The organism is Fibrisoma limi BUZ 3 (genome assembly GCF_000296815.2).
Classification (GTDB): Bacteria; Bacteroidota; Bacteroidia; order Cytophagales; family Spirosomataceae; genus Fibrisoma; species Fibrisoma limi.
On record NZ_CAIT01000009.1, the window covers coordinates 781,989 to 805,492 of the forward strand.

Annotated in this window: 15 protein-coding genes; 11 read left to right on the plus strand and 4 right to left on the minus strand. The window is 54.5% G+C overall.

Features of this window, described 5'->3' with window-relative positions; genetic code table 11:
• The first annotated feature begins 20 nt into the window (after nt 1–20).
• A complete protein-coding gene (locus tag BN8_RS22805) occupies nt 21–518 on the plus strand; it encodes a molybdopterin-dependent oxidoreductase (protein ID WP_009284309.1) in 498 nt (165 codons plus the stop codon).
• A gap of 274 nt (nt 519–792) precedes the next feature.
• A complete protein-coding gene (locus BN8_RS22810; protein WP_229368284.1) occupies nt 793–4,317 on the plus strand; it encodes a M12 family metallo-peptidase in 3,525 nt (1,174 codons plus the stop codon).
• Nucleotides 4,318–4,329: 12 nt separating this feature from the next.
• Here the strand turns inward: BN8_RS22810 and BN8_RS22815 are convergent, their stop codons facing one another.
• A complete protein-coding gene (locus BN8_RS22815) occupies nt 4,330–5,928 on the minus strand; it encodes an NADH-quinone oxidoreductase subunit N (RefSeq protein ID WP_040006454.1) in 1,599 nt (532 codons plus the stop codon).
• 90 nt (nt 5,929–6,018) lie between these two features.
• Entirely contained in the window at nt 6,019–6,831 is an 813-nt protein-coding gene (locus BN8_RS22820) for a TerC family protein (protein ID WP_009284312.1), read from the minus strand.
• 230 nt (nt 6,832–7,061) lie between these two features.
• On the opposite strand from BN8_RS22820, the gene BN8_RS22825 reads away from it, so the two are divergent.
• Both BN8_RS22825 and tamL read left to right on the plus strand, forming a co-directional pair.
• On the plus strand, nt 7,062–12,161 hold the full coding sequence (locus BN8_RS22825; RefSeq protein WP_009284313.1) for a translocation/assembly module TamB domain-containing protein: 5,100 nt from the start codon (nt 7,062–7,064) through the stop codon (nt 12,159–12,161).
• A complete protein-coding gene (gene tamL, locus BN8_RS22830) occupies nt 12,161–14,539 on the plus strand; it encodes a translocation and assembly module lipoprotein TamL (protein ID WP_009284314.1) in 2,379 nt (792 codons plus the stop codon). Before BN8_RS22825 ends, tamL begins: the two co-directional genes overlap by 1 nt.
• On the opposite strand, the gene BN8_RS22835 is transcribed toward tamL, so the two are convergent.
• Entirely contained in the window at nt 14,527–15,258 is a 732-nt protein-coding gene (locus tag BN8_RS22835; protein ID WP_040006455.1) for an arylesterase, read from the minus strand. The two genes, tamL and BN8_RS22835, sit on opposite strands and share 13 nt — an antisense overlap.
• A 118-nt stretch (nt 15,259–15,376) precedes the next feature.
• Here BN8_RS22835 and BN8_RS22840 point away from each other — a divergent pair, with 118 nt between their 5' ends.
• The 7 genes from BN8_RS22840 to BN8_RS22870 all read left to right on the plus strand — a co-directional run bounded on the left by BN8_RS22840 (nt 15,377) and on the right by BN8_RS22870 (nt 22,573).
• Complete coding sequence (locus BN8_RS22840; RefSeq protein ID WP_009284316.1) at nt 15,377–16,069, plus strand: ABC transporter ATP-binding protein; 693 nt, start codon at nt 15,377–15,379, stop codon at nt 16,067–16,069.
• Nucleotides 16,070–16,242: 173 nt separating this feature from the next.
• The gene (locus BN8_RS22845) at nt 16,243–18,744 is read left to right on the plus strand and encodes an ABC transporter permease (protein WP_040006756.1); all 2,502 of its coding nucleotides are present in this window, start codon (nt 16,243–16,245) and stop codon (nt 18,742–18,744) included.
• A gap of 229 nt (nt 18,745–18,973) precedes the next feature.
• A complete protein-coding gene (locus BN8_RS22850; RefSeq protein WP_009284318.1) occupies nt 18,974–19,498 on the plus strand; it encodes a DinB family protein in 525 nt (174 codons plus the stop codon).
• A 45-nt stretch (nt 19,499–19,543) separates the two neighbouring features.
• Nucleotides 19,544–19,981: a DMP19 family protein gene (locus tag BN8_RS22855; protein ID WP_009284319.1), complete on the plus strand. Its 438-nt coding sequence runs from the start codon at nt 19,544–19,546 to the stop codon at nt 19,979–19,981.
• Between the two features lie 19 nt (nt 19,982–20,000).
• A complete protein-coding gene (locus tag BN8_RS22860) occupies nt 20,001–20,453 on the plus strand; it encodes a hypothetical protein (RefSeq protein ID WP_009284320.1) in 453 nt (150 codons plus the stop codon).
• A 23-nt stretch (nt 20,454–20,476) separates the two neighbouring features.
• A complete protein-coding gene (locus BN8_RS22865; RefSeq protein ID WP_009284321.1) occupies nt 20,477–20,866 on the plus strand; it encodes an iron chaperone in 390 nt (129 codons plus the stop codon).
• Nucleotides 20,867–20,938: 72 nt separating this feature from the next.
• On the plus strand, nt 20,939–22,573 hold the full coding sequence (locus BN8_RS22870) for a CehA/McbA family metallohydrolase (protein WP_009284322.1): 1,635 nt from the start codon (nt 20,939–20,941) through the stop codon (nt 22,571–22,573).
• Here BN8_RS22870 and BN8_RS22875 read toward each other — a convergent pair whose 3' ends face one another.
• Nucleotides 22,574–23,326 (minus strand): SDR family NAD(P)-dependent oxidoreductase, encoded by a 753-nt coding sequence (locus BN8_RS22875; RefSeq protein ID WP_040006757.1) that lies wholly within the window; start codon nt 23,324–23,326, stop codon nt 22,574–22,576.
• Between the last annotated feature and the right edge of the window lie 178 nt (nt 23,327–23,504).

Here is a 23,504-nt window from a genome sequence, read left to right on the forward strand (position 1 = left end):
TAAGCCCATTTCTACAATCCATGAGCATCCATCCCCTTTTCACCCGGCTTTTTGTTCTGGTAGCCTTCACAGTTGCAGCGATTACGGTACAGGCTCAGGCCACGCTGACCGTCCAGGGCGAAGTTGAGAAACCCCTGACATTACAGGCCGCTGAGCTGGCAGCCATGCCGCACGTGGACGTAACGGCCAAGGATCATGATGAGAAAAAACACCGCTTTTCAGGCGTTCCATTGGTGGATGTGTTGCGGCAGGCCGGGGTTACGCTTGGAGGCAAGCTGCGGGGACCAAACCTGGGCAAATACGTACTGTTGACGGCAGCCGACGGCTATCAGGTTGTTTTTGCGTTGCCGGAATTAGACCCGGAATTTACGGATCGCCAGATTCTGCTGGTCGATAAGATGGATGGTAAACCGCTACCCACCGACGCAGGGCCGTTCCGCATTGTCGTTCCCGACGAGAAAAAGCACGCCCGCTGGATTCGGCAGGTTACCGCAATTCGGGTGAATAAAGCCAACTGATTGGCTTTGCCAAAGATAAAATAGCACCTCTGCTCCCACTCCCTAAAAACACCTGCCTTCCAGTAAATTACCAGAGTGTATCTATTGGGTTAGCCAATTGGTAGACGCAACTTTAGTTACCGTTGCCGTTCTATCCAATTAGCTAGTTATGAAGATATTATCTATTCTTTTTATTTGCACTGCCCTCCTTTTGGCTGGCTGGTCAACAGCCGTTGCGCAATCAGGTAACCCTCGGTTCAGTTGCAAAACGGACGATACCCAGCTAACCCCCGCCATGATTCAGCTTATGCAGGGGCTGAGTCGCGACACGGCTTCGGGCCGCCGGCCGATTGGCCCCCGACAGGAAGCATTCGTGGCGGTTGATGTTGACAACGAATTATACCGACTTTTTGGGGGCGATGTTCCGGAGATCAAACGATACGTTTACCAGACCATTCAGGCAGCTTCTGCCGTTTTTGAGCGCGAACTAAATATTAAGCTGACCGTCAGCTATTTCCGAATCTGGGACACAACGGACCCGTATACAAAGCGGGATGACCTGAGTCTGCACCTGGCCGACATGAACAAATGGTGGCAGCAGAATCTAGCCTCCGTACCCCGCGATTTCATTCTGGGCTACTCAGCCAAAGAAGATCCGCAGGCATCGGGCATTGCCTATCTCAACGGCACCAGTTTTTCCGAAGCGGCCGTTGTCGGGTACCACCACCCGGGAGCCACCGATCGTAGCATAACCATCATCCATGAGATTGGGCACGTAATGGGGTCACCCCATACAAACAACTGCAACTGGCCCGGCGGACCGATTGATTTCTGCGGCTCCGTCGAAGGTTCCTGTTATACGGGCCCAGTTACTCCCCGCATTGGTACCGTGATGAGTACGTGTCAGACCGTCGGTAACGGCAAGCAGGAGGCCACGTTTGCCCCATTTTGCATTGCCCTGATCCGGAAAAATTCCGATGCTGCCTTATCCGACCAGACAATCGGCCAGGCACCAGCCGTGCCAACGGGTGTTGCTGACGTAACCGCCCAGCGCCCTGACCCCAACCTCGAATGGACTATTACGCCCAGGGCCGAGCAGTATCGATTTCAACTGGCAACGTCGGCTACGTTTGCAGACGGCATCGTAATGGACACCCTGCTGGCTTTCCCACTGTTGCAGCTCAGCAACGTACAAAACCGGACGTATTTCTGGCGCGTCAAATCAATTAATACGCAGGGTGAGAGTAACTGGACGGCCGCAGCTCAACTGACTGTTACGGCTTCGCCGACGCTCCGCCCGCCCAGCCAAAGGTTTCCCGCAGCCAATGCCAGGATGGTTCGTAATGCTGTGGTAAACTGGTTTCCGGCCGAAGAGGCAACCAGCTACGTACTGCAAGCCAACTACAGCCCGACTTTTACCAGCCCGGTCTATTCAAAAACCCTGGCTGCTTCGGCTATGGGGCAGGACTTTACGCAGGATAATTTCGGAACCTGCGCCAACTGTCAGATTTTCTGGCGCATCAAAAGTACCAACGGCGGCACCGAAAGCGCGTGGTCACCGATACGGTCTTTCGTAAAAGCGCCACAGGTTACGTCGGTCTGGCCCGCAGCCAACCGGGCTACGGCCGTAAAGCATCAGTTGGGTATCCCGATTTCCTGGTTTGAGACCAGCGAAGAAGCCAGTACGTCGACCGTTCAACTGGCCACAAATCCCGATTTTACGAACCCGATCTTTACGAAAAGCCTCACCTATAACCAACTGAACGAACCTTCAATCCGAACGCACCTGGTTGTAATGGCCGACTCGTTGCAGCCAAACAGAACGTATTACTTTCGGATTAGGGTCAAAAACCTCGAAACGGGTTACGAAAGCCCCTGGACAACCAGTTCGTTTCAGACCGGACCCGACAACCGGCGGTGGGCGTATGCCAACCCGGCCAACACCGCCCTACCTATGACTGGCCTGAATAATCTCGCGTTTGATGCTGCCGGCACGGCGTACGTTGCGTCAGAGCAGGGATTATACCGCAGTTCAAACGGTCGGCAGTGGTCAGCCGTTACTACCGACAATGTTCCGCCAAACATAGCAGCCATTGCCGTCAACGCTAAGAATCAGGCGTATCTGTTAGCCAACTCGGGTGTTTACCGTCAGACGGGCAGCACCTGGGAACGAATCCCAAATCCGACCGGCACGCCATTACTGACAGGTCAGCTACTGGTTGATGGCAATGGGGTTGTGTACGTTATAGCCAGCCGGGCGGTCTATCGCTACAATGGCAACCAGTGGGCCGCTTACACCCAACCTACCCTGCCGAATTCGTCTATCGGAGAAGCCGTGCTGGATGCCAACAACCACCTATGGCTTACCTACGGACCCAAAATCGGCCTCGGCCATTTTGATGGATCGAAATGGGAAGTTCTGACGACATTACCCATTGAAACTCCGTATTCCATCACGGTCGACCGAACCGGCCAGAGTGTAATTGTTGGAGGGGTAAACGGGATAGCACGGCTGAACCTGGCTGATCAGAGCTGGACCCGCGTTACGTCCAGAGAAATAACCGGCTTCGACAACCGAATCTTTACCCAGATCCGGTTCAACGCCAAAAACAATCCGGTAGTCCTGTCGTCGGATGCCTTTTACTGGTTTGATGGACAAAGCTGGCTGACCGACAACTTTTTAAGCCTTGGCAACCAGAGCACCAGTATGCACATCGGTCCGGACGATCGGATCTGGCTACTGAACAACAGTCATGGACTGAGCCAGTACGAAACCCGCACCATCGTATCCATAGTGGCTAAAACGAATTACTGCCCCGGCGATGCCATGCAGGTTACGTTCACCCCTACTTTTACCCCCAAGTCGAATGTAAAGTACCGCGCTGAACTCTCCGATCCGACCGGCGTTCAGTTCTTCCCCGTCGTTAGTTCGGTTGAAAGCGGCACCGCCACCGTACGGATTCCCGCCACTCAATCAAACGGTACCCGCTACAAGGTGCGACTTATTGCCGAACAGGACGGGATTGACATCTACGGCGACGAAAGCCTGAATTTCATCATTTATCCCATTCCGAGGGCGGGCGTAACGCCCAGTCCAACGGCGGCCGTTTGCGCCGGATCGGTACTTACGCTAAAGGCCGATGCCGACATAGCTGCTACGTTGCAGTGGAGTAAAGACGGCGCAGCCATCACGGGGGCCACAATGGAGAGTCTGACGGTTAATCAGGCCGGCAGCTATACCGTATCGGTGCTGCTTGACGGTTGCCGGGCTACCTCTCCCCCGGTCGCCGTTACGGTGAAAGAAGGGATCACGGCTACCATCACCCCGCAGGGACCGACGCGCGTGTTTGTTCCTAATACGGTTGGCTTAGTTGCCAATGGCGGCAGTGGCTATGCCTATCAATGGTTTAAGGATGGAGCCGCCGTGACGGGTGCTACCAGCGTCAGTTACGCAGCCCCACAAACGGGCCAGTATAGTGTGCTGGTGACAGCGCCCAACGGTTGTACAGCCACCGCCACGGCCGTACAGGTTACCATTGACCTGGTTCTGGCTATTGATCCGACATTGAGCAACCTTGGCAACTGGTCAATAAGCCCTAATCCCGTAGAGCGCACCTGCACCGTTACGTTTCCTTCGGGCGTGGCAGGTGCGATTACACTAACCTTGGTCGATGCAACCGGACGCGCCATTCAACACAAAACGGTAGCGGCTGGTCAGCGGAAAGCGGATCTCAACGTAGGTGAACTTCCGCCGGGAACGTACATCCTGCGGATCTCAACAGACCAGACGGAATCTTATAAGCGACTGTTGAAGCAATGAACCGCCGGGGATCTACCAACCACTGATGAATTGCAGCAGGTAGTCCGGTTTAAGGAAAAAAAGTATAATCGGGACGACAAGCGCCAACGACAGCCACACCGCAACGCGGGGTAACGGCTGAACGGCCGGATCGTGTTCGGCTATTCTCGAACGGAAAAAGAGCAGAAACGGAATCTTCAGGTAATACGCCAGGGAGACGATGGCGTTCAGCAGCCCCAGTACGAACAGGGCCAGCAACCAGCCGTTTCCGGACTGCTGCCAGGCGTCGTATAAAGCCGAGAAAGAAAGCAGCTTGGCCGTGAAGCCAACCGTTGGAGGCAAGCCGGTCAGCGCCAGCATAACAACCGTAAGAGCAACCGAAAGCAGCGGCTGGGAAGCGCCCAGCCCGGCAAACTGGCTGATCGTCAGGCTACCGCCGTTTTGGTGAGCCAACAGATCAATTAAAAAGAAGGCCGCCAGCGGAATAAACAGGTACGTACCGACATAGAACGTAGCGGCTTCAAACCCGGTTTCGCTCAGTGCCACTACCCCAACGAGCAGGAACCCGGCCTGCGCGATGGTTGAATACGCCAGCAGGCGTTTGGCGTCGGTTTGCCAGAGAGCCGACAGGTTGCCCAACGTAATGCCGGCCAGGGCCAGTACGGCAAGGGGTGTTTGCAAAGTCAGCAGCGACGCTCCACCTTCGGTTGGCTCCATAGGAAGCGTGGTAACCACCCGCATGATTACCAGCAAGGCAGCCGCTTTCGGCCCGACCGAAAAGAACGCGGCTACCGGTACCGGCGCAGCCTGGTATGCATCGGGCGTCCAGATGTGAAACGGCACCCCTGATAACTTGAATAACAATCCCGCCAGCGTAAGCAGGCTCGCCACCGCTACTACGGCCGGCTCGTTCTGCGTCAGACCAACGCCAAATGCATCAGCGGTGATGTCGAGCGTACCGGTGATGCCGTACAGCAGCGACATGCCGTACAGCATCACGGCCGAGCTGACCGCCCCGAATAGCAGGTATTTTATTCCTCCCTCCGATGCGCTACGGTCGGCGGTCAGGGCAGTCAGGAGGTAAGAACAGATAGAAACTAACTCGATACTGAGATAGATCGAGAGCAGGTTCACCGACATAGTCATCAGGAACAGGCCCAGTACTGTAGCGACCAGAAGCGAGTACCATTCAATAGGCAACCGTGTAGACCGCTCTCCCCCCCTTTCTCCTACCCTAACAGAAGGGAGCGTCTTCATAGAGGAGCCCCCCCTCTCCTCGCCGAGGAGAAGGGCCGGGGGTGAGGTAGAATCCCGGGACGTCGCCCATTCAAAACCAACTACCAGCGCGGCTCCCAGCGTTATCAGCACTTGAAAAAAAACAGCCTGACTGTCGATAAAGAGTAACCGAAGAAACAGAAAACCACGCGTCGGCAGCAGCACCGCCCACAGCCCGGCTATGACAAGAGCCACAAGACTCAAACCCGCCAGCCATTGACGGACTCGACCGGCTGAACGCTTACGGACCAGCAGTTCGGCAATCAGTAGCCCGCAGAAAGCGATGGATAGCCAGATAACTGGCCCAAAGCCACCAAGGCTGCTTAGTATATCCTGAAGTTGTTCGCTTAACGACAAAATGATGAAAATTAATCAATGAGTCTGTCGGCAAAGATACAATCTACCAACAGACTCACTCATGCCAGCCAGCAACCTGTTTTGGCCACTTTAAAGAATACCGTCCTGCTGAGGTTGCCCTTCGTAACCCCGCAGTTGAACAGGCTCCTGCGTCCTGCGCAGCCGTATGTTCAGAAATTCTACGAGCAGCGAGAACGCAATGGCAAAGTACAGGTACCCTTTCGGGACGGACCCGATAGGCTGATTGAAGATAACGACCTCCGAAAGGTGCGCGCCCTCAGCCACCAGCATAAAACCGATCATGATCAGGAAAGCCAGTCCCAGCATCTGAATAGTCGGGTGTTCGTTGACAAACCGGCCGACGGGCCCGGCAAAGAACATCATAATCAGAATCGACAGCACCACGGCAATCATCATGACCGTAACGTTCTGCGTCAGGCCTATAGCCGTCAGGATGGAGTCAATCGAAAAGACGATATTGGTGAGCGCAATCTGGGTTACGACACTGGAAATCGTCGCTTTGCCTTTCGTTGCCGCTCCGGTGTGTTCGTCGGATGCGCCCTCCAGTTTATGGTGAATTTCAGACGTAGCTTTATAAAGCAGAAACAGACCACCGGCAAACAAAATCAGGCTCTGGCCGGTGAAAGCCGCCTGAAACCAGCCGGCGTCGAGGTGTGTGAAGGGCTTACTGAGCGAAATAACGAACGAAATGGCTAACAGAAGCGCTAACCGGAACGCCATAGCCAGAATCAACCCGATATTTCGAGCTTTTGCCTGATCTTGCCGGGCCAGTTTGTTGGCAGCAATGGAAATGAAGATGATGTTGTCGATACCCAGAACTATCTCCAGAAAGGTCAGGGTAAGAAGGCTGATGATGGATTGGGCAGTAAAAAGCTCGCTCATAGTTGCTTGAATGATGGGCCGAAATTACCCGCTTCAGCAGACGTCTGCAACTGATTGTGCAAGAAAGAACCCACGAATGGACGAAAGGTTTAGCCGTGGCCTGAATGGTGAGTATCAGGAAAGGAATAGCTTTCCAGTAACATATTACCGGTAAACTGCGTTATGAAGGGAGATTTATCTCAACACTCGACGCACTTCCGGTTCTTTGCTGACTGGATTACTACACGAACGTGAACAAGACGCTTGTCCGCATCCTGATTGGTCTGCTCGCCCTCATCCTGCTGGTTGTGGGTTTTGTGGCATTGGTGGCCACAACTCCCTGGGGGCAACGCTTCGTTACAAATCAGGTCAATAACTACCTGGCTAAGAAAATTCAGTCTCCCTTCCGGATTGGTCGGATCACGTACCATATACCCGATTGGATTGAACTGGAAGATGTGTATTTCCAGACGCCTAAAGGCGACACGCTCCTGTCGGGTGGCAGCATGCGGATTGACCTCGACATGTGGGGTCTCCTCAATAATCGCATTGAACTAAACCAGATTGCCCTCGAACGCATACGCCTGAATGTGTATCGGACCCTACCAGATACTACGTTTAATTTTCAGTATATCATCGATGCGTTTGATACCGGCCCGACCGATTCGACAACGGTGCGCGATACGGCTGCAGCTCCGCTGGACATCAATATTTCGGACGTATTGCTGAAAGACGTTCGGATTCGGTACCGAGACGATGTGGTTGGGGCCGACGTAAACGCGTATGTCGATAGCCTGATGGCTTCCTTTGATGAAACAAACATCAGCCGCTCACGGTATCACCTCGCAAGCGTAGCCATCGATGGCCTCAATGCGTACACCCGGCTCTATCAGGGTTTGCCGACGCCCGACACGCCTGATTCCGATCCGTCTGATACGCTTGATATTGGCCTTGGTAAATGGCAGATCAACCGGGTTAAATGGGACGTGCGCGTCGAGACCGCCGATTTCCGGACAAAGGGCAGCATTGGTCGGCTGGCCATGGAATCTGATTATTTTTACCTGAACGGTTCCAAAGTGGGCATCCGGTCGCTGGACCTGGAAGACGCCGATATTGCGGCCGTTCTGACCAAAACGACCCGAAAACCAACATCTGGTACCGCTACTACAGCCTCATCAACACCATCCACACCCGGCGAATCCACGCCGGGCTGGCAGGCGAAACTGGGAACCGTTCGCTTTGCCAACAACAGGCTGCGTTTTGACGACGAAAATGCGCCACGTCAACCCACGGGCCTCGACTACAGCCATCTCGACCTCCAAAATCTGGGCATCAACGGTCGTTTTCTGACGTATCAGGACCTTGGTGCCGCCGGTCAGCGCATCAGCGGGCAAATCCGCAACGGGCGCTTCCGTTCGTCAAGTGGTTTTGTGCTGCAAAACCTGGGAGCCGACGTATCGTATACTGACAAGACAACCTCCCTGACCCGGCTCATCGTTCAGACGCCCCAGACGGTGCTACGCGATCAACTGGTGCTGCGTTACGATTCGCTGGGGCAACTGACTAATCCCCGCTTTGCCAGCCGCGTCAGCGTACGGCTTAACCTTCAGCAAAGTCAACTGGCTGTAAGTGACATTCTGCAACTGGCACCGTTTCTGGCCGATACGCCACCGTTTGCAGGTAACCGTGGTGCGATTATCCGCGCCAATGCTCAGGCGACCGGTACGTTGGCGTCCCTGTACATTCCTCGCTTTGACCTGAGTATGCTGGCCGGTACGCAGATTCGCGCCCGTGGTCGGCTTACCAACGTTACCGACCCGAACCGGCTGGGGCTGGACGTCGAAATCGTAGAAGCGACCACCCGCACCACCGACATCAACCAGTTGGCCCCGAAAGGGTCCATTCCATCGTCTATTTCGCTGCCGCCCCAGCTACTCCTCACCGGCCGACTGAACGGCGAACTGAATAATCTGGTGGTGGATGCCAATCTGCAAACGCCCTGGGGGAAGGCCGGTTTTGATGGAAAACTGGCGGGCTTTGTGACCGGTAAGAATCAGTCGTATGCCGGTACACTGGATCTACAGAACTTTCAGGTCGGTCGGTGGACCAACCAGACCGCTACGATTGGCTCAGTAACCGGCCGGGCTACGGTCGATGGCACTGGTATCGACGTTAATACCCTCAGCACCCGTTTCAACCTGAACATCCAGTCGGCCGAACTGAACGGATATCGTTACCAAAACCTGGATGCAGTCGGCCGGTTAACCAACGGTAATCTGACGGTGGAGGGTGGTCTGAACGATCCGAACGCAAAGGTTCGGCTCAACACCCAGGTCGGTCTGAAGGGCGAATACCCCAGCGTAGCCGGCGAAGTAGCTATTCAGGAGTTGAACTTACAGCAGTTAAAACTTTACAACGACCCATTGTCGCTCCAGGGTCGGTTGTTGCTGAATCTGACTTCAACCAACCCTACTAAACCGGTCGGTACCGTATCGGCCAGCGATGCCGTGGTTACACTACAGGGGAAAAACTATCCGGTCGATTCCCTCTATGCCCGGTTCACGGCCGATAGTTTGACCAAAGGGGTAGTGGCCACGATACCCGGTGCCCGGCTCAGGCTGAACGGCCAGTTTGAATACGCCCAGTTGTACGACATCATTGCGGGTGAACTCAGCCAGTACATTGCCGTGCCGGCCCTGACGTACACCCGGATTCCGCCCCCGCATGACTTCACGATTGGTCTGACGGCGTACCAGAACCCGTTGTTACGAGCGTTCGTACCGGCCCTGACCCGGCTGGACACCGTGCGCCTGACGGCCTATCTGGACAGTAATCAGGATACCACATTTTCGGCCACACTCCAAACGGGCGTCATTGAATACGACACGACCGTCGTGAATGGCGTAAACCTGGCGCTTCGGGGCAGTGGTAATCGACTACGGGTGAATGGCCAGATCAACAGCATGCAGGTAAGCGGCTTCAATCTTCAGGAAACCGACCTGACAGGTACGGCTGCCAACAACCAGTTGCAGTTTGCGGTCGTCAATAAAGACTCGTCCGGCAGGGATAGGCATGGCCTGGCTGGGGAGCTAAGCATCATCGATAGTACTAACTACCGGCTACAGCTCGACCGACGGGGATTGCTCACGAACTACCAGCAATGGACCATTGACACCAGCGGCTACCTCCAGTACGGTGACGACGGCGTGCGGATCAGCAATTTCCGAATTGAGGACGGCGAGCAATTTCTGGAGTTGAGCAACACGGAGTCGTACGGCAATGCCCCGATTCGGGTAACAGCCCACCGCATTGAACTGGCAAACCTGGCCCGGCTTGCTGAACAGGATACGACCCTGGCCAGTGGCGAACTCAACGGGACCGTAGTGGTGCGGGATTATATTGGCGAAGACAACAACCTGGCGTTTATCGGGTCAATCTACGTAGACAGTCTGCGGGCCGTTGGGCAACCCATCGGCAACCTGACCGCCCGGTTCCGCAACACCAGCGAAGGCCGGATCGACGTGAACACCGTTTTGGCTGGCCCCTACAACGACGCAACCATAACGGGCTACTACAATCCTGAGAATGCCCGCGAAGCGCTGAATCTGGCAATTAACCTGCAACGACTGGACGCCCGAACCATCGAAGCGTTCAGCTTTGGTGAACTTCGGCAGGCCCGGGGTAAGCTGACCGGTCAGTTCACCGTAGCGGGGGCTACCGACAATCCGCAACTCGATGGCAGCGTGGCCTTCGATTCGGTGGCGTTCAACATTAAGCAACTGAATGCCACTTACCGCATCGATCAGGAAAAACTGACGCTCAGCGGACAGACCATTACGTTGAATGACTTCAACATACGCGATACGCTCGGCCGGACCCTGACAACGGACGGGACAGTCACACTCAAAAACCTGCCCGACGTAGCCTATAACCTGCGCGTTCGGGCCGACCGGTTCCAGGTGTTGAACGCGTCCCGTAAGGATAATGATTATGCCTACGGTAATGCCTCCGTCAGCGCGGATGTCCGCATTCGGGGGTCGGGTACGACGCCCGCTATTACGGGTACGATCCGGCTCGAAGATGGCAGTGAGGTATCCGTTGTGCTGCCCGACGAAAGTATGGACGTAAGCGAATCGCGCCAGATCGTTACGTTTATTGATCATAGTGATTCACTGACGCTCAGCAAATACCTGATCCGGACCAAGCAGGATACCATCTCGCCCCGACTGACATTCGAGCAGTTGAGCAACGCCAACATTTCGCTCAATCTGGAAGCCACCGACAAGTCGGAACTGACGATCGTCATCGATGAACTGAACGGCGATAACCTGCGGGCGCGGGGCAATGCCCGGCTCAACGTGGGGATCAATGCCGCGGGGCAGATTACCGTACTGGGCCGCTACGACGTAACGGAGGGAGAATACTCGCTGACGTATGAAGTGCTAAAACGCCAGTTTGAGATTCAGAAAGGGAGCTACATCCAGTTTACCGGCGACCCACTCAAGGCTGATGTCAACATCACGGCTGTATATCAGGTATCAACGGCTCCATCTGACCTGATCGGCAGCGAATCGACAACTACGGGTACTAATACCCAGCGAAAATTGCCATTCAACGTAGTATTAACCATCAGCGACAACATTACAACGCCCAAGCTGAACTTCGACATCCGGCTGGCGGGGAACAATACCAACAGCGACGCCAGCTCCAATAGCCCATTGGGTACAGCTATTGAAAACAAACTGAAAACCCTGCGGCAGGATGAATCGCAGATTAACAAACAGGTTTTTGCCTTGCTGATTCTGAGCCGGTTCCTGCCCGAAAACGTATCGGATTTCTTCTCGGGTGGTACCGGTGGCGGACTGGGTACGCAGGCCGAAGGACTGGCCCGCAACAGCGTCAGCAAACTCCTGTCCGATCAGTTAGGCCGGTTTGCATCGGGGATTCTTAAAGGGTTTGATGTAGACTTCAACCTGCTTTCGCAAACGGGAGCCGCTAACACCGGCGGCACGACGAACGGCGCACGTACGGATCTGAACGTTGGTCTGTCGCGGAGCTTCCTGGAAGGACGGCTGACGGTGACGGTTGGCCGTAATTTCGTGTTGGAAAACCAGGCCGGCAGCGCAACTCGCAACCCTAACGAGGTATTCGACAATGTGTCGGTCAACTATAACCTCAGCCGCGATGGGCGCTACGTACTCCGGGGTTACCGGCGCAATGATTACCAGGCCGTATTGGATGGATATGTGATCGAGACGGGCGTCGGTTTCGTCATTACGGTCGATTACGACGTCCTGAGCGACATTTTTAAACGGTCGCCCGGCGCAACGACACTCAACAATGTAAACTGATGCATACTGAGCTTCTTTACAAAATACAGTATGGCACCACACGGTCGCTGCTAAAAGCAGCCTTTGGATTGCTGCTGGGTATGTACTGCCTGTCCGGCTGTAACGTTGCCAAACGCCTGCCCGCCAACGAACGGCTATACATGGGCACTGATTTTAAAATCAATGCCGATTCAACCGTATCAGGCGATGAGGTCAGCACGATTGAAGATCAGTTGGCTACGCTGGCGCGGCCAAAACCCAACGCTCAATTATTCGGGTTTCCCTACAAGGTTGCGCTCTATTACTGGATTGGTGAACCCAAGAAAGAAAACGGTTTTCGGGCATGGTTCCGGCGTAAGCTCGGGGCTCCTCCCGTGTTTGCCAGTGCAAAAGCGCTCGGTTCCAACTCGACTATTTTTGCTGCTACGCTCGAAAACCAGGGTTACTTCGGCTCAACGGCCAGCGGTACCCTGCAGGAAGAGGGCTACAAAGCCCGGGCTCTGTACCAAGTCAATGTAGCGCCCCGGTATTACATCGATTCGGTTGGGTTTCTGGTCGACTCAACACCTGTTCGGAAAGCGTTGCGGGCGTCCTCAAACCGGACTGTCATAAAAAAAGGGCAACCCTACAATTTTGATAATATCAAGCTCGAACGCGAACGTATTAGCCAGGCCCTTAAGCAACGAGGGTATTACTATTTTCAGCCCGACTTTATTGCCGTGCTGGCTGACAACGACACGGCCCGGCACCAGACTGATCTGTATTTTGCCGTAAAGCCCGAAATTCCAGAGGCCGCCCAGCAACCCTACTACATCCGGAATGTGTACATCTACCCAAACTATAGCCTGAGCACATTAAGGGCCGACACAAACCGCGCGGAAGCCTACCAGACCAACGAGCGCTTCAACGTTGTAGATTCATCGCGAAACTATGATCCGCGATTATTCCGTAGCGTGGTGGCTGTGCGGCCAGGACGCCTGTATAACAGTCGGGCGCAGGACCTGACCCTTTCACGGTTTATCAACCTCGGTACGTTTAAATTTGTCCGCAACCGCTTCGCACCGGTGCAGCAGGGCGATACGTCGATGCTTGACGTTCACTATTACCTGACACCCGCCCCGGAAAAATCCATACGACTGGAGTTAGCCGCAACATCGCGTTCCAACAACTTCAACGGTACTGGCTTAACGGGTACCTGGCAGCATCGAAATTTCTTTAAACGTGCTGAACAGCTTACAATCAATGCCAACGCTGGTATTGAATTTCAGGTTAATTCAGGTGGACGTGGTTTAACTAACTACCGCTATGGAGCTGATGCCATCTTAAGCTTTCCGCGACTTGTTAATCCCTTAATTCGATTCCGATATGACCGACGTCAGATTCTTCCCAAAACAAATCTGACCCTCGGGTATGAGAAGGTAATTCGGGGTAATCTCTACAACCTGAGTTCTTTCCGTACTTCTTTTGGCTATGCGTGGCGTCAGAACCAGCAGGTTGAGCACTCCTTCTCGCCATTCAATGTCACTTATACAAGGCCATCTAATATTAGCCTGGCCTTTATTGACTCAGCCATTAACAATTCGCTTGTATTCAGCCAGTTAGTAAATATCAGGCGTTCGGAGCAATTAATTCTGAGCACACTATACACGTTCAACTTCAACTCACCGGTACGTACCAATCGACCAACTACGTTCCGGTTGACTACCAACGCCGAAATTTCGGGTAATGTCGCCAATCTACTGTTCAATCGCCGAAACGAGGAAGGCGATAAGGTCATTTTTGATGTTCCGTTCGCACAATACGCCCGGCTTGACGCTGATGCCCGCGTTTATCGTCGGCTTGGCTCGAATCTGACCTGGGCCAATCGCATTTTTGCCGGGCTCGGCATTACCTACGGTAACTCAGAAGCCCTCCCGCTCCCCCTGGTCAGGCAGTATTTTGTGGGCGGCAGCAACAGCATACGTGCGTTCAGACCAAGAGCCATCGGACCGGGTCTCTACACGCGCGATACCATTCGCAACATTCCATTATATCAGGATGGCGGGGGCGACATCCGGCTGGAAGCCAACACGGAACTACGTCTCAAACTCAATCAATACATTGAGCTGGCTACGTTCGTCGATGCCGGTAACGTATGGTCGTATTCCGACATTGGAACCTTCGGTCCGGAAGCAAAATTTCCCGGCTGGAATTTTGCTGACCAACTCGCCGTAGGTACCGGAGTTGGCCTGCGCATCGACCTGTCCTACTTCCTGCTGCGTTTCGACCTGGCAACCCCTCTGCGCAAACCGTATGAAGTGGACGGCAGCAAGTGGGTCATTGACCAGATCAACTTCCGCGACCGCAACTGGCGTCAGGAAAATCTGGTGTTCAACATTGGTGTGGGCTATCCATTCTGACGGGATTCCAGCACCGGGCGCAGTACTTGCCAGACCGTATTGGCGACAATCTTGTGGCCAGCGGGCGTGGGGTGAATGCCGTCGGGTAGGTTCAGTTTCGGGATGCCGCCTACCCCTTCGAGCAGGAACGGAATCAGAATGGCGTCGTTCTTCGTCGCTAATTCCTTGAACAGATCGCGGAACTCGCGGGTATAGTCGGTTCCCATGTTCGGCGGAATCTGCATCCCGGCCAGCACAATTGTAGCCTCGGGGCTTTTCCGGCGGACCGTATCCATAATGGCCTGTAGATTCTTACGGGTTGAGGCCAGGGGCAGCCCGCGCAGCCCGTCGTTGCCACCCAGTTCCAGTACGAACACATCGACCGGCTGGCGCAGTACCCAACTGATCCGGCTCAAGCCCCCGGCCGTCGTTTCGCCACTGAGTCCGGCATTAACAACGTCGTAGTTCAAACCGGCCGAGTCGATTTTCTGCTCCACCAGAGCCGGAAACGCCTGCGACGGCTCAACGCCATAGCCAGCCGTCAGGCTATTGCCATAAAAAATGATCGTGTTTTTCTTACTCGCCGGAGTGGCCGGTTTCCCGGCGGTTGAACTGGCAGTGTTTGTCTCTTTCTGCGACTGATTCGACTGGTCGGACGAGCCACAGGCCCATACCGCTAAGAGTAGCATCCAGCCGCTTATCACAGAATACAGTGTTTGTGACGTTAAGGAGAACTTCATTGGTTATCTGTCAGTTTGCTTAGTTAAACGCAGAAGTAAGAACATAACGCAGCGTAAACAAAGACCTGCTCAATGTGCCCTGCGTTTAAACAAAGTAGTATCTACTGAAATTTGTTCCATGAGCATCCTGCGCGTCGAAAATCTGAGCAAGACCTACCAAAGCGGAGGCCGTAGCCTCACTGTGTTGGATAACGTAAGTTTTACGCTGCAACCGGGCGATACGTTCTCGATCGTTGGCCCGTCGGGAAGCGGCAAAACAACCCTGCTTGGTCTATGTGCCGGGCTGGATCGGGCATCTTCGGGCAGCGTCTATCTGAACGAAATTCAGTTGGACAACCTGAGCGAAGACCAGCGGGCGGCCGTCCGGAACCAGTACGTCGGTTTTATTTTCCAGAACTTCCAGTTGCTGCCCACCCTGACGGCCCTCGAAAACGTAATGGTCCCACTCGAACTCCGGGGAGAAAAAGGAGCAGCCCGCACAGCCCAGGAATTGCTGGAGCGGGTTGGCCTGGGGCAGCGCGGCCACCATTACCCTACGCAGCTTTCGGGTGGTGAACAGCAGCGGGTGTCGCTGGCGCGGGCCTTTGCCAACCGGCCGAAGTTGCTCTTCGCCGATGAACCTACCGGCAACCTTGATGCCGACACCAGCGCAACCGTAGTCGACCTGCTGTTTGAGCTCAACCGCGAAGCCGGCACTACACTCGTACTCGTCACCCACGACCTCGAACTGGCGTCGCGTACGCAGCGCGTCATCCGCATCAAAGGCGGTACGGTCATCTCGGATACCAAACCGGAACGGCTTACGGTATAAGGTTTTCTGTTTACGGTTTACAGTGGCTCCGCAACGGTGCGCCAGCAGAAAACAGTCAATCGTAAACAGAAAACCGTAAACCACAAACTACAAACATCATGACTCCATCTACCAGTACCCAGGACAGGCCACTGGTTAAAGCGCCCAAAACCGATCCGAACTGGCTTTGGCGAATGGCCTGGCGCGACAGTCGCCGGAGTCGGCAGCGGTTGTTTCTATTTATGTCGGCTATTGTGCTGGGCATCGCAGCCCTCGTGGCTATTAATTCGTTCGGCGATAACCTGGCCCGGAGCATCGACGAGCAGTCGCGCGAGCTACTGGGTGCCGATCTGACACTCTCGTGGAACCGCCCCCCATCGAAAAAAACGCAGCAGTGGCTTAGAACCATAGGACAGGATCGGTCCTACGAAGTATCGTTTCCGTCGCTGGTATCGATTCCCCGTACCGGTGGCATTCGGCTGGCGCAGGTCAAAGGTCTGACCGGCAATTTTCCTTACTACGGCGATTGGGAAGTAACGCCTGCGGCTGGCATTCAGGCATTCCGAAAGGCCAACGAACGCGTAGCTCTGGTCGATGATGCCCTGCTGGTTCAGCTTGGCGCGCAGCCCGGCGACTCCGTGAAGGTTGGTAACCTATCATTTCGCATCGCGGGCCGGGTTATGAAAACCCCAGGCCAAGCCGCCATTACTTCGACCGTTGCGCCGACTGTTTTTATTCCCAATACGTTCATGAATCAGACCGGTTTGTTACAGCGCGGCAGCCGGGTCAATTACCGATATTATTACCAGTTTCCGCCGAGTACCGACGTCAGTGCGTACGTCAAAACCATTTCGGCGCGGCTTGACAAGGAAGGCATCAACTACGACACCATTGCCGAACGCCAACGGCAGACCGGCCGCGCCTTTGCCGACCTTACTCAGTACCTTAGTCTGGTGGCATTTGTAGCCTTGTTGCTGGGTTGCGTGGGCGTGGCGAGCGCGGTACAGTTGTATGTCAAAGAGAAAGTCGCGTCGGTCGCCATTCTTCGCACATTGGGGGCCAGCGGACGGCAGGGGCTGCAAATTTACCTCATTCAAACGGCGTTGATGGGCCTGATTGGAGCCGTCATCGGGGCTATAGTCGGGTCGGTAGTGCAGCTTGTTCTACCCCAGATCTTTGGCAATTTTCTGCCGGTCGAAGTCGATACGGTCGTGTCGTGGTCGGCGGTACTGGCGGGCGTCGGAACGGGTCTGCTGATTTCGGTGCTGTTTGCGCTGCTGCCCTTGCTGGCTATCCGTAACGTATCGCCCCTGCGCACGCTCCGCACCTCCTACGAAGACGACCTGAGTGGGCGCGATCCGCTGCGCTGGCTGGTGTACGGTCTGATTCTGCTGTTCATTATGGGCTTTTCGTACCTGCAAACGCAGGAATGGAAGCTCGCCATTGGGTTTACGGTCGGTCTGGCGGTTGCGTTCGGCGTCCTGACGGCGCTCGGCCTGGCCCTGATCTGGCTCGTCCGGCGCTTCTTCCCGGTATCGTGGAGTTACGTCTGGCGGCAGAGTCTGGCAAACCTTTACCGCCCTAATAACCAGACGTTGATTCTGGTGACAGCTATTGGCCTCGGTGCTTTCCTGATCGCTACGTTATCATTGACGCAGGGACTGCTGCTCAGCCGCGTCGAATTATCGGCCAGCGGTAACCAGCCCAACATGGTGTTGTTTGATATTCAGAACGAACAGCTTGCCGGCGTTCAGTCGCTGGTAAAACAGCAGAAACTACCGGTATTGCAAGAGGTGCCGGTCGTAACCATGCGCCTGAACGACATCAACGGCCGTACTGCCGAAACCGTTCGGAAAGATACATCCATCAAGATTCCGGACTGGGCATTTACCCGCGAGTACCGCGTCACCTACCGCGATACGCTCATCAGTTCGGAAAGGCTGGGCACCGGCAAAGCACCTTACCAGGACAATGGGGCCGTCTATGTTTCGCTTGAAAAGCCTTATTTCGACCGGCTGAAACTGAAGCTGGGCGACACCCTTAACTTCAACGTCCAGGGGGCTCCGATTCAAACGATTGTAGGCGGCACCCGCGAAGTAGACTGGAACCGGGTACAGCCAAACTTCCTGGTGGTTTTCCCGGCGGGCGTTCTGGAGAAGGCTCCCCAGTTCCACGTGGTTATGACCCGCGTCCCGAACAACGAAACGTCGGCCGCTTTGCAACGGCGACTGGTCGCTCAGTTTCCGAACGTATCGGCCATCGATCTCGGGCTGGTGTTGAAAACCATCGACGAGATTCTGGACCAGATTTCGTTCGTGATCCGGTTCATGGCCCTGTTCAGCATCCTGACCGGTCTGCTGGTGCTGGGCAGTTCGGTAGTGATCAGCAAGTACCAGCGGCTCCGCGAGAGTGTGTTGCTCCGTACGTTAGGGGCCAACCGCAACCAGATACTGCTCATTACGGCCCTCGAATACGGTCTGCTGGGCCTGCTGGCTGCCCTTTCGGGTATTCTGTTGTCGCTGTTCGGTACCTGGGCGCTGGCACAGTACGTGTTTGAAGTCCCTTTCCGCCCGACCACCCTGCCACTCGTTATTGTCGCCGGCGTCGTTACGCTGCTGACGGTTGCGATCGGCGTCTTCAACAGCCGCGAAGTGCTGGTCCGTCCGCCGTTGGACGTACTGCGCAGCGAGGGATAAACGAGTTATAGATACGCATGGCGCAGGCCGTATGGTTGCTGAACGGCAATGGTATGGCTTGCGCCATGCGTTTTTTATGGTATGAGTTGGCCGATGTTTTGTGATACTGTATGTACCAACAAGGACTCACCTTTTCCAGCGTGGCCTGAATTATGATCTAAAGTAGCCATTCAAGGCAGCCGTACGACTGAATCTGAATACCTTTGGGTACAACAAGCCACCATCCCCTATGACGTTTTCCCTCGACCGATCCATCGAACTCCTCGAACGAACGCCGAACGTTTTTAAAATTATGCTACTGGGTCTGTCGGCCGACTGGACGGCGACCAACGAAGGCGGTGATACGTGGAGTCCGTATGATGTGCTCGGCCATCTGATCCACGGCGAACGCACCGACTGGATACCAAGAGCTGAAGTCATTCTTGCCGAAAACGCCGATAAGACCTTCACCCCGTTCGACCGGTTTGCCCAGTTTGAAGAAAGTATGGGGAAGTCGTTAGCTCAATTGCTGGATGAGTTTGCGGCCGTACGTAGCCAGAACCTCGACCGGCTCCGCGCTTTCAACCTCACTGACCAGGATCTGGACAAAAAAGGTGTTCATCCCGCTTTAGGCGAGGTGACGCTGTCTCAACTATTAGCTACGTGGGTCGTACACGACCTGAACCACATTGCCCAGATTTCCCGGGTTATGGCGTATCAGTACAAAAACGAAGTAGGCCCCTGGATTGAATACCTGCGTATCCTCAACTCATAGCCGGATGGCGACTAAACACAACAGTATCGATTAAAACTGTGAATCATGGGCATACCTAACAGAACTCTGTCGGATTATCAGCAAGCCTGGGAAAAGCTGGTTGATAAAGGGTTTTCTAATTATGAATCCATGACGCCTGCCGAACGAATCTGGTTCAACTTACAAACCTTACTGGACACGGTTGACAATGGTGGCCTTATTAGTCATTATTACAACACCGATGCTGACCGAAACAGAGAAACTATCGAGGATTTGATCGTTTTTGGATTTCCAGAGTTAGCTGATTTGCTTCTGTCGATAAATGCATGGTTCCCGGGTGGACATCCGTCACTGGACATCGAAGAAAGAAACGATGCTATTTCCAACTGGGCCGAAGGTCAGTATGATAGTTTGCTCGAAGAATTTGACAACAGGTTTTATGCTATGGAAACAGCACTTGAATCAGCGTTAGTGAACCACATTGAACAGAAGGGGTTGAATTGAGAAAGGCACACAATCGTCAATGGATACACTTACAGTAAGGCAGGGCTACAGACGAGGTGAGGTTTCTAAAAATGGCTCTGGAAAAAACGGGCGCTATTACATTGACTTCATTGTTTCAGGCCAGTCTCTCGAAGAGCTTCTGGATCAGCCCTCTGCGGATCGAATTGGCATATTGGGCTGGATACCCAACCCCGATTATGAACGTAAAAAAATCAACGAGTTCTTGGGTCTTGAGGAGCCAGAATTAGCCACTGGACGAACCAGTTTTTACGTATGCCCCCTGTGTGGTGATATAGGCTGCGGGGCTATAACCGCAAAAATCGAGGTGACCGACGAGACAGTGACCTGGAAAGAGTTTGGCTATGAAACGGATTATTCTGAGCCCGATTTAACTCCCTATCAATCCGTTGGACCGTTTGTGTTTAACAAAACCGACTACGTCAAAACGCTCGAAGCACTTAAGGTAGATTGAAGGACTAGTACGACTTACCGTATATGATGACGACCAAACCCAACACCATCGACGAATACATTGCTCTGTTTCCTGCCAACGTTCAGACGGTTTTGCAGCAGGTACGGGCAACCATTCGGAAAGCGGCTCCGGAAGCGCAGGAAACCATCAAATACGCCATGCCGACCTACGTCCTCAACGGTAACCTGGTGTACTTCGCGGCTTTTCAGCACCACATCGGATTTTACGCTACGCCCACCGGCAACGAAGCGTTTAAAGAAGATCTGTCGGGGTATAAAACCGGCAAAGGTTCCATTCAATTTCCGCTGAGTCAGCCCATGCCGCTCGACCTGATCACCAAAATCGTTACGTTCAGAGTGCATCAAAATCAGGAATGGGCGATGGCGAAGAAAAAAGGAAAGCAGTCCGCCTAGGACTTTCGATCGGTACGTGCGAAACGATATTTGCCTACATTTACCAGGTACTCCGTCTGCGCTCAACGTCCTATGCATCGATCCTGGCAACTTACGATCTGGCTATTTCTGGTGTTATCCGGCTTCCACTTAGTACGTGCCCAGTCAACACCAGAACGTACTTATAAACCCAGCCGGATCGAGGTTCAGATTCTGGATGCAACGACCAAACGGCCAACACCAGCCCGCATCCGGATTACGCAGAACGGCCGGGTCGTGCCGCTACTACCCACCGAAGCGGTAGCGGTCATGTATGGCCTGTGGGACCACGAAGATGGATATGCCTACCAGCCCGACAGTTCGTTTTACGTAGCTGGAAAATTTACCCTCAACCTGCCGCCCGGTACGTATCAACTGGCGCTTTCGCGGGGAAACGAATACCTGCGGCAGCAACAGGAACTGGTAGTAAGGCCGGGCGGTGCGGTCCGAAAAACGTATACCCTTCAGCGGTGGGTCAACATGGCCACCCGCAACTGGTATTCCACCGACGGGCATATTCACATTCGCCGGTCGCCCCGCGAGAATCCGCTGATCATGACCTGGCTCCAGGCGGAAGACGTTAACGTTGGGGCGTTGCTTCGGATGGGCGATTTCTGGGAAACGTACTACCCGCAATACGCCTACGGTGAGAAAGGCAACTACCAACAGGGTAACTACCTCCTGACGACCGGCCAGGAAGACCCCCGAACGCCCGAACTCGGTCACGCCTTTGCCATCGGTGCCAGCAACCGGGTTCGCCAACGCGACCGGTATTATTTTTTCGATGAGGTATTTGACAAGATACATCAGTTGGGAGGCCTCACAGGCTACGCCCACCAGGCCGAAACCTTCCATGGCTACCGGGGGCTGATTCTCGACGGCCTGCGCGGTAAAGTTGATGCGCTCGAACTCCTGCAATTCTGCGTTGATGAGCAGCCGCTGCATACCGAGCACTATTACCACATGCTCGACCTCGGTATTCCCTTAACGGCTACGGCCGGCTCCGACTTTCCGTGGTGCGGTCAGGATCATGGGCACGGACCACCCGAACGGACCTCACGCATTGGTAACGCCCGATTCTATACGTTCATAAATGGCCCATTAACGTACCAGAACTGGCGAAAGGCCGTGCAGACCGGTCATACGTTCGTCTCGAGCGGCCCCATCCTCGATTTCAGCGCCACAACCGCCGATCGACGCAAAGCCATTCCCGGCGACCAGCTGGATCTGAAACGTACGGATAAGCTTACCGTCACCGTTCATGCCTATGGCCATGCCGACCAGGTTCCGTTGAGCGCCCTGGAGGTAGTCAGCCACGGCAATGTAATTGGGCGTATTACACCCACCGACGCCGGGCAGTCAGCGGCTCATCTGTCGCTCGACGTATCGCTCGAATCCATCCAGCGGGGCCAGTGGATTGCCGCCCGCTGCTACGCGGGTCCTGGTCAGGCGGCTCATACAACACCCATCTACGTCACGGTTGACGGGGGCAGTTTCCATAATCCCGAAACGGCCCCCCGCTATCTGGATCTGTGCGAGAAATACCTTACAGAAATTGAACAGGCATTGACCGGCCCCCGCCCCGAAACCGAGCTTCAGGCCTGGAAGTACCGCGACGGTCTACAGACACGCATCGTCGAGGTGCGCCGGATTCTCGATGATCTCCGAAAGAAATACAAGACCCCGTAACTACCGCGCCAAATACCCACCGTCAATCGGGTAATATGAGCCCGTCACAAACGACGACTTATCCGACGAAAGCCAGAGCACCAGCTCCGCTACCTCCTCTGCCCGGCCCAGCCGCCCAATTGGGTGCAGCGCAATCAGCATTTGTTTCTGATCCTCGGGAAGCGCATTCAGCAGCGGGGTTTCGATGTACCCCGGCCCAACAGCATTGATACGTATCCCCTTTGCAGCGTATTCGAGTGCCGCCGTTTGGGTTAGTCCGACCACTGCGTGTTTGGCCGCTACGTAGCCCGGTGAGTTGGGCGTACCAACTGCCCCCAGAATAGACGCCATGTTGACGACAACTCCATTTCCCTGCTGTTGCATGGCCTGGAGTTCATACTTCATGCAGAAGAAAACACTGTTGAGGTTTATGTTGATGATCTTCTGCCAGCCCTCCAGTGAGTAGTCGGCCGTCATATTCAGTTCCCCGCCAATACCTGCATTATTACAGGCAATATCCAGCCGTCCAAACTGCGAAGTCGCTTCCGTAACGAGTTGTTCGCACTGGGCCGGATCGCCCACGTCGGCCCGGACAAAATGTCCTTTCACACCCATACTGCTGACCTGATCAGCCACCGCCTGTCCCTTCTCCACATCGACATCAGAGACAAGAACATTGGCACCCTCCTGCGCATACAGCAAAGCGATAGCTTTACCAATGCCCGATGCCCCGCCTGTTACGAGGGCCGTCTTTCCGGCTAATGTAGCTTCCATACCAGTTCGTTTTGGGTAAAACAAGCCCATACTTGAAATGTTGGTGATCTCTCATACCAATTAGGTAGTTTCCCGGGCAGGTCTTCCCGCAAAATCCCCTGATTTGAAAAACCCGTAGGATCGCGCTAAAACCAGTCGGTCGGCTGTGCGATTTTTGCATTACCAAAAACTCGTAATC

What these genes read in the sequence shown, in the direction of transcription:
- BN8_RS22805 (WP_009284309.1), top strand. Translation starts at nt 21, where the DNA reads ATGAGCATCCATCCCCTTTTCACCCGGCTTTTTGTTCTGGTAGCCTTC.
- BN8_RS22810 (WP_229368284.1), top strand. Translation starts at nt 793, where the DNA reads ATGATTCAGCTTATGCAGGGGCTGAGTCGCGACACGGCTTCGGGCCGC.
- BN8_RS22820 (WP_009284312.1), bottom strand. Translation starts at nt 6,831, where the DNA reads ATGAGCGAGCTTTTTACTGCCCAATCCATCATCAGCCTTCTTACCCTG.
- tamL (WP_009284314.1), top strand. Translation starts at nt 12,161, where the DNA reads ATGCATACTGAGCTTCTTTACAAAATACAGTATGGCACCACACGGTCG.
- BN8_RS22835 (WP_040006455.1), bottom strand. Translation starts at nt 15,258, where the DNA reads ATGAAGTTCTCCTTAACGTCACAAACACTGTATTCTGTGATAAGCGGC.
- BN8_RS22840 (WP_009284316.1), top strand. Translation starts at nt 15,377, where the DNA reads ATGAGCATCCTGCGCGTCGAAAATCTGAGCAAGACCTACCAAAGCGGA.
- BN8_RS22845 (WP_040006756.1), top strand. Translation starts at nt 16,243, where the DNA reads ATGGCCTGGCGCGACAGTCGCCGGAGTCGGCAGCGGTTGTTTCTATTT.
- BN8_RS22850 (WP_009284318.1), top strand. Translation starts at nt 18,974, where the DNA reads ATGACGTTTTCCCTCGACCGATCCATCGAACTCCTCGAACGAACGCCG.
- BN8_RS22855 (WP_009284319.1), top strand. Translation starts at nt 19,544, where the DNA reads ATGGGCATACCTAACAGAACTCTGTCGGATTATCAGCAAGCCTGGGAA.
- BN8_RS22860 (WP_009284320.1), top strand. Translation starts at nt 20,001, where the DNA reads ATGGATACACTTACAGTAAGGCAGGGCTACAGACGAGGTGAGGTTTCT.
- BN8_RS22865 (WP_009284321.1), top strand. Translation starts at nt 20,477, where the DNA reads ATGATGACGACCAAACCCAACACCATCGACGAATACATTGCTCTGTTT.
- BN8_RS22870 (WP_009284322.1), top strand. Translation starts at nt 20,939, where the DNA reads ATGCATCGATCCTGGCAACTTACGATCTGGCTATTTCTGGTGTTATCC.
- BN8_RS22875 (WP_040006757.1), bottom strand. Translation starts at nt 23,326, where the DNA reads ATGGAAGCTACATTAGCCGGAAAGACGGCCCTCGTAACAGGCGGGGCA.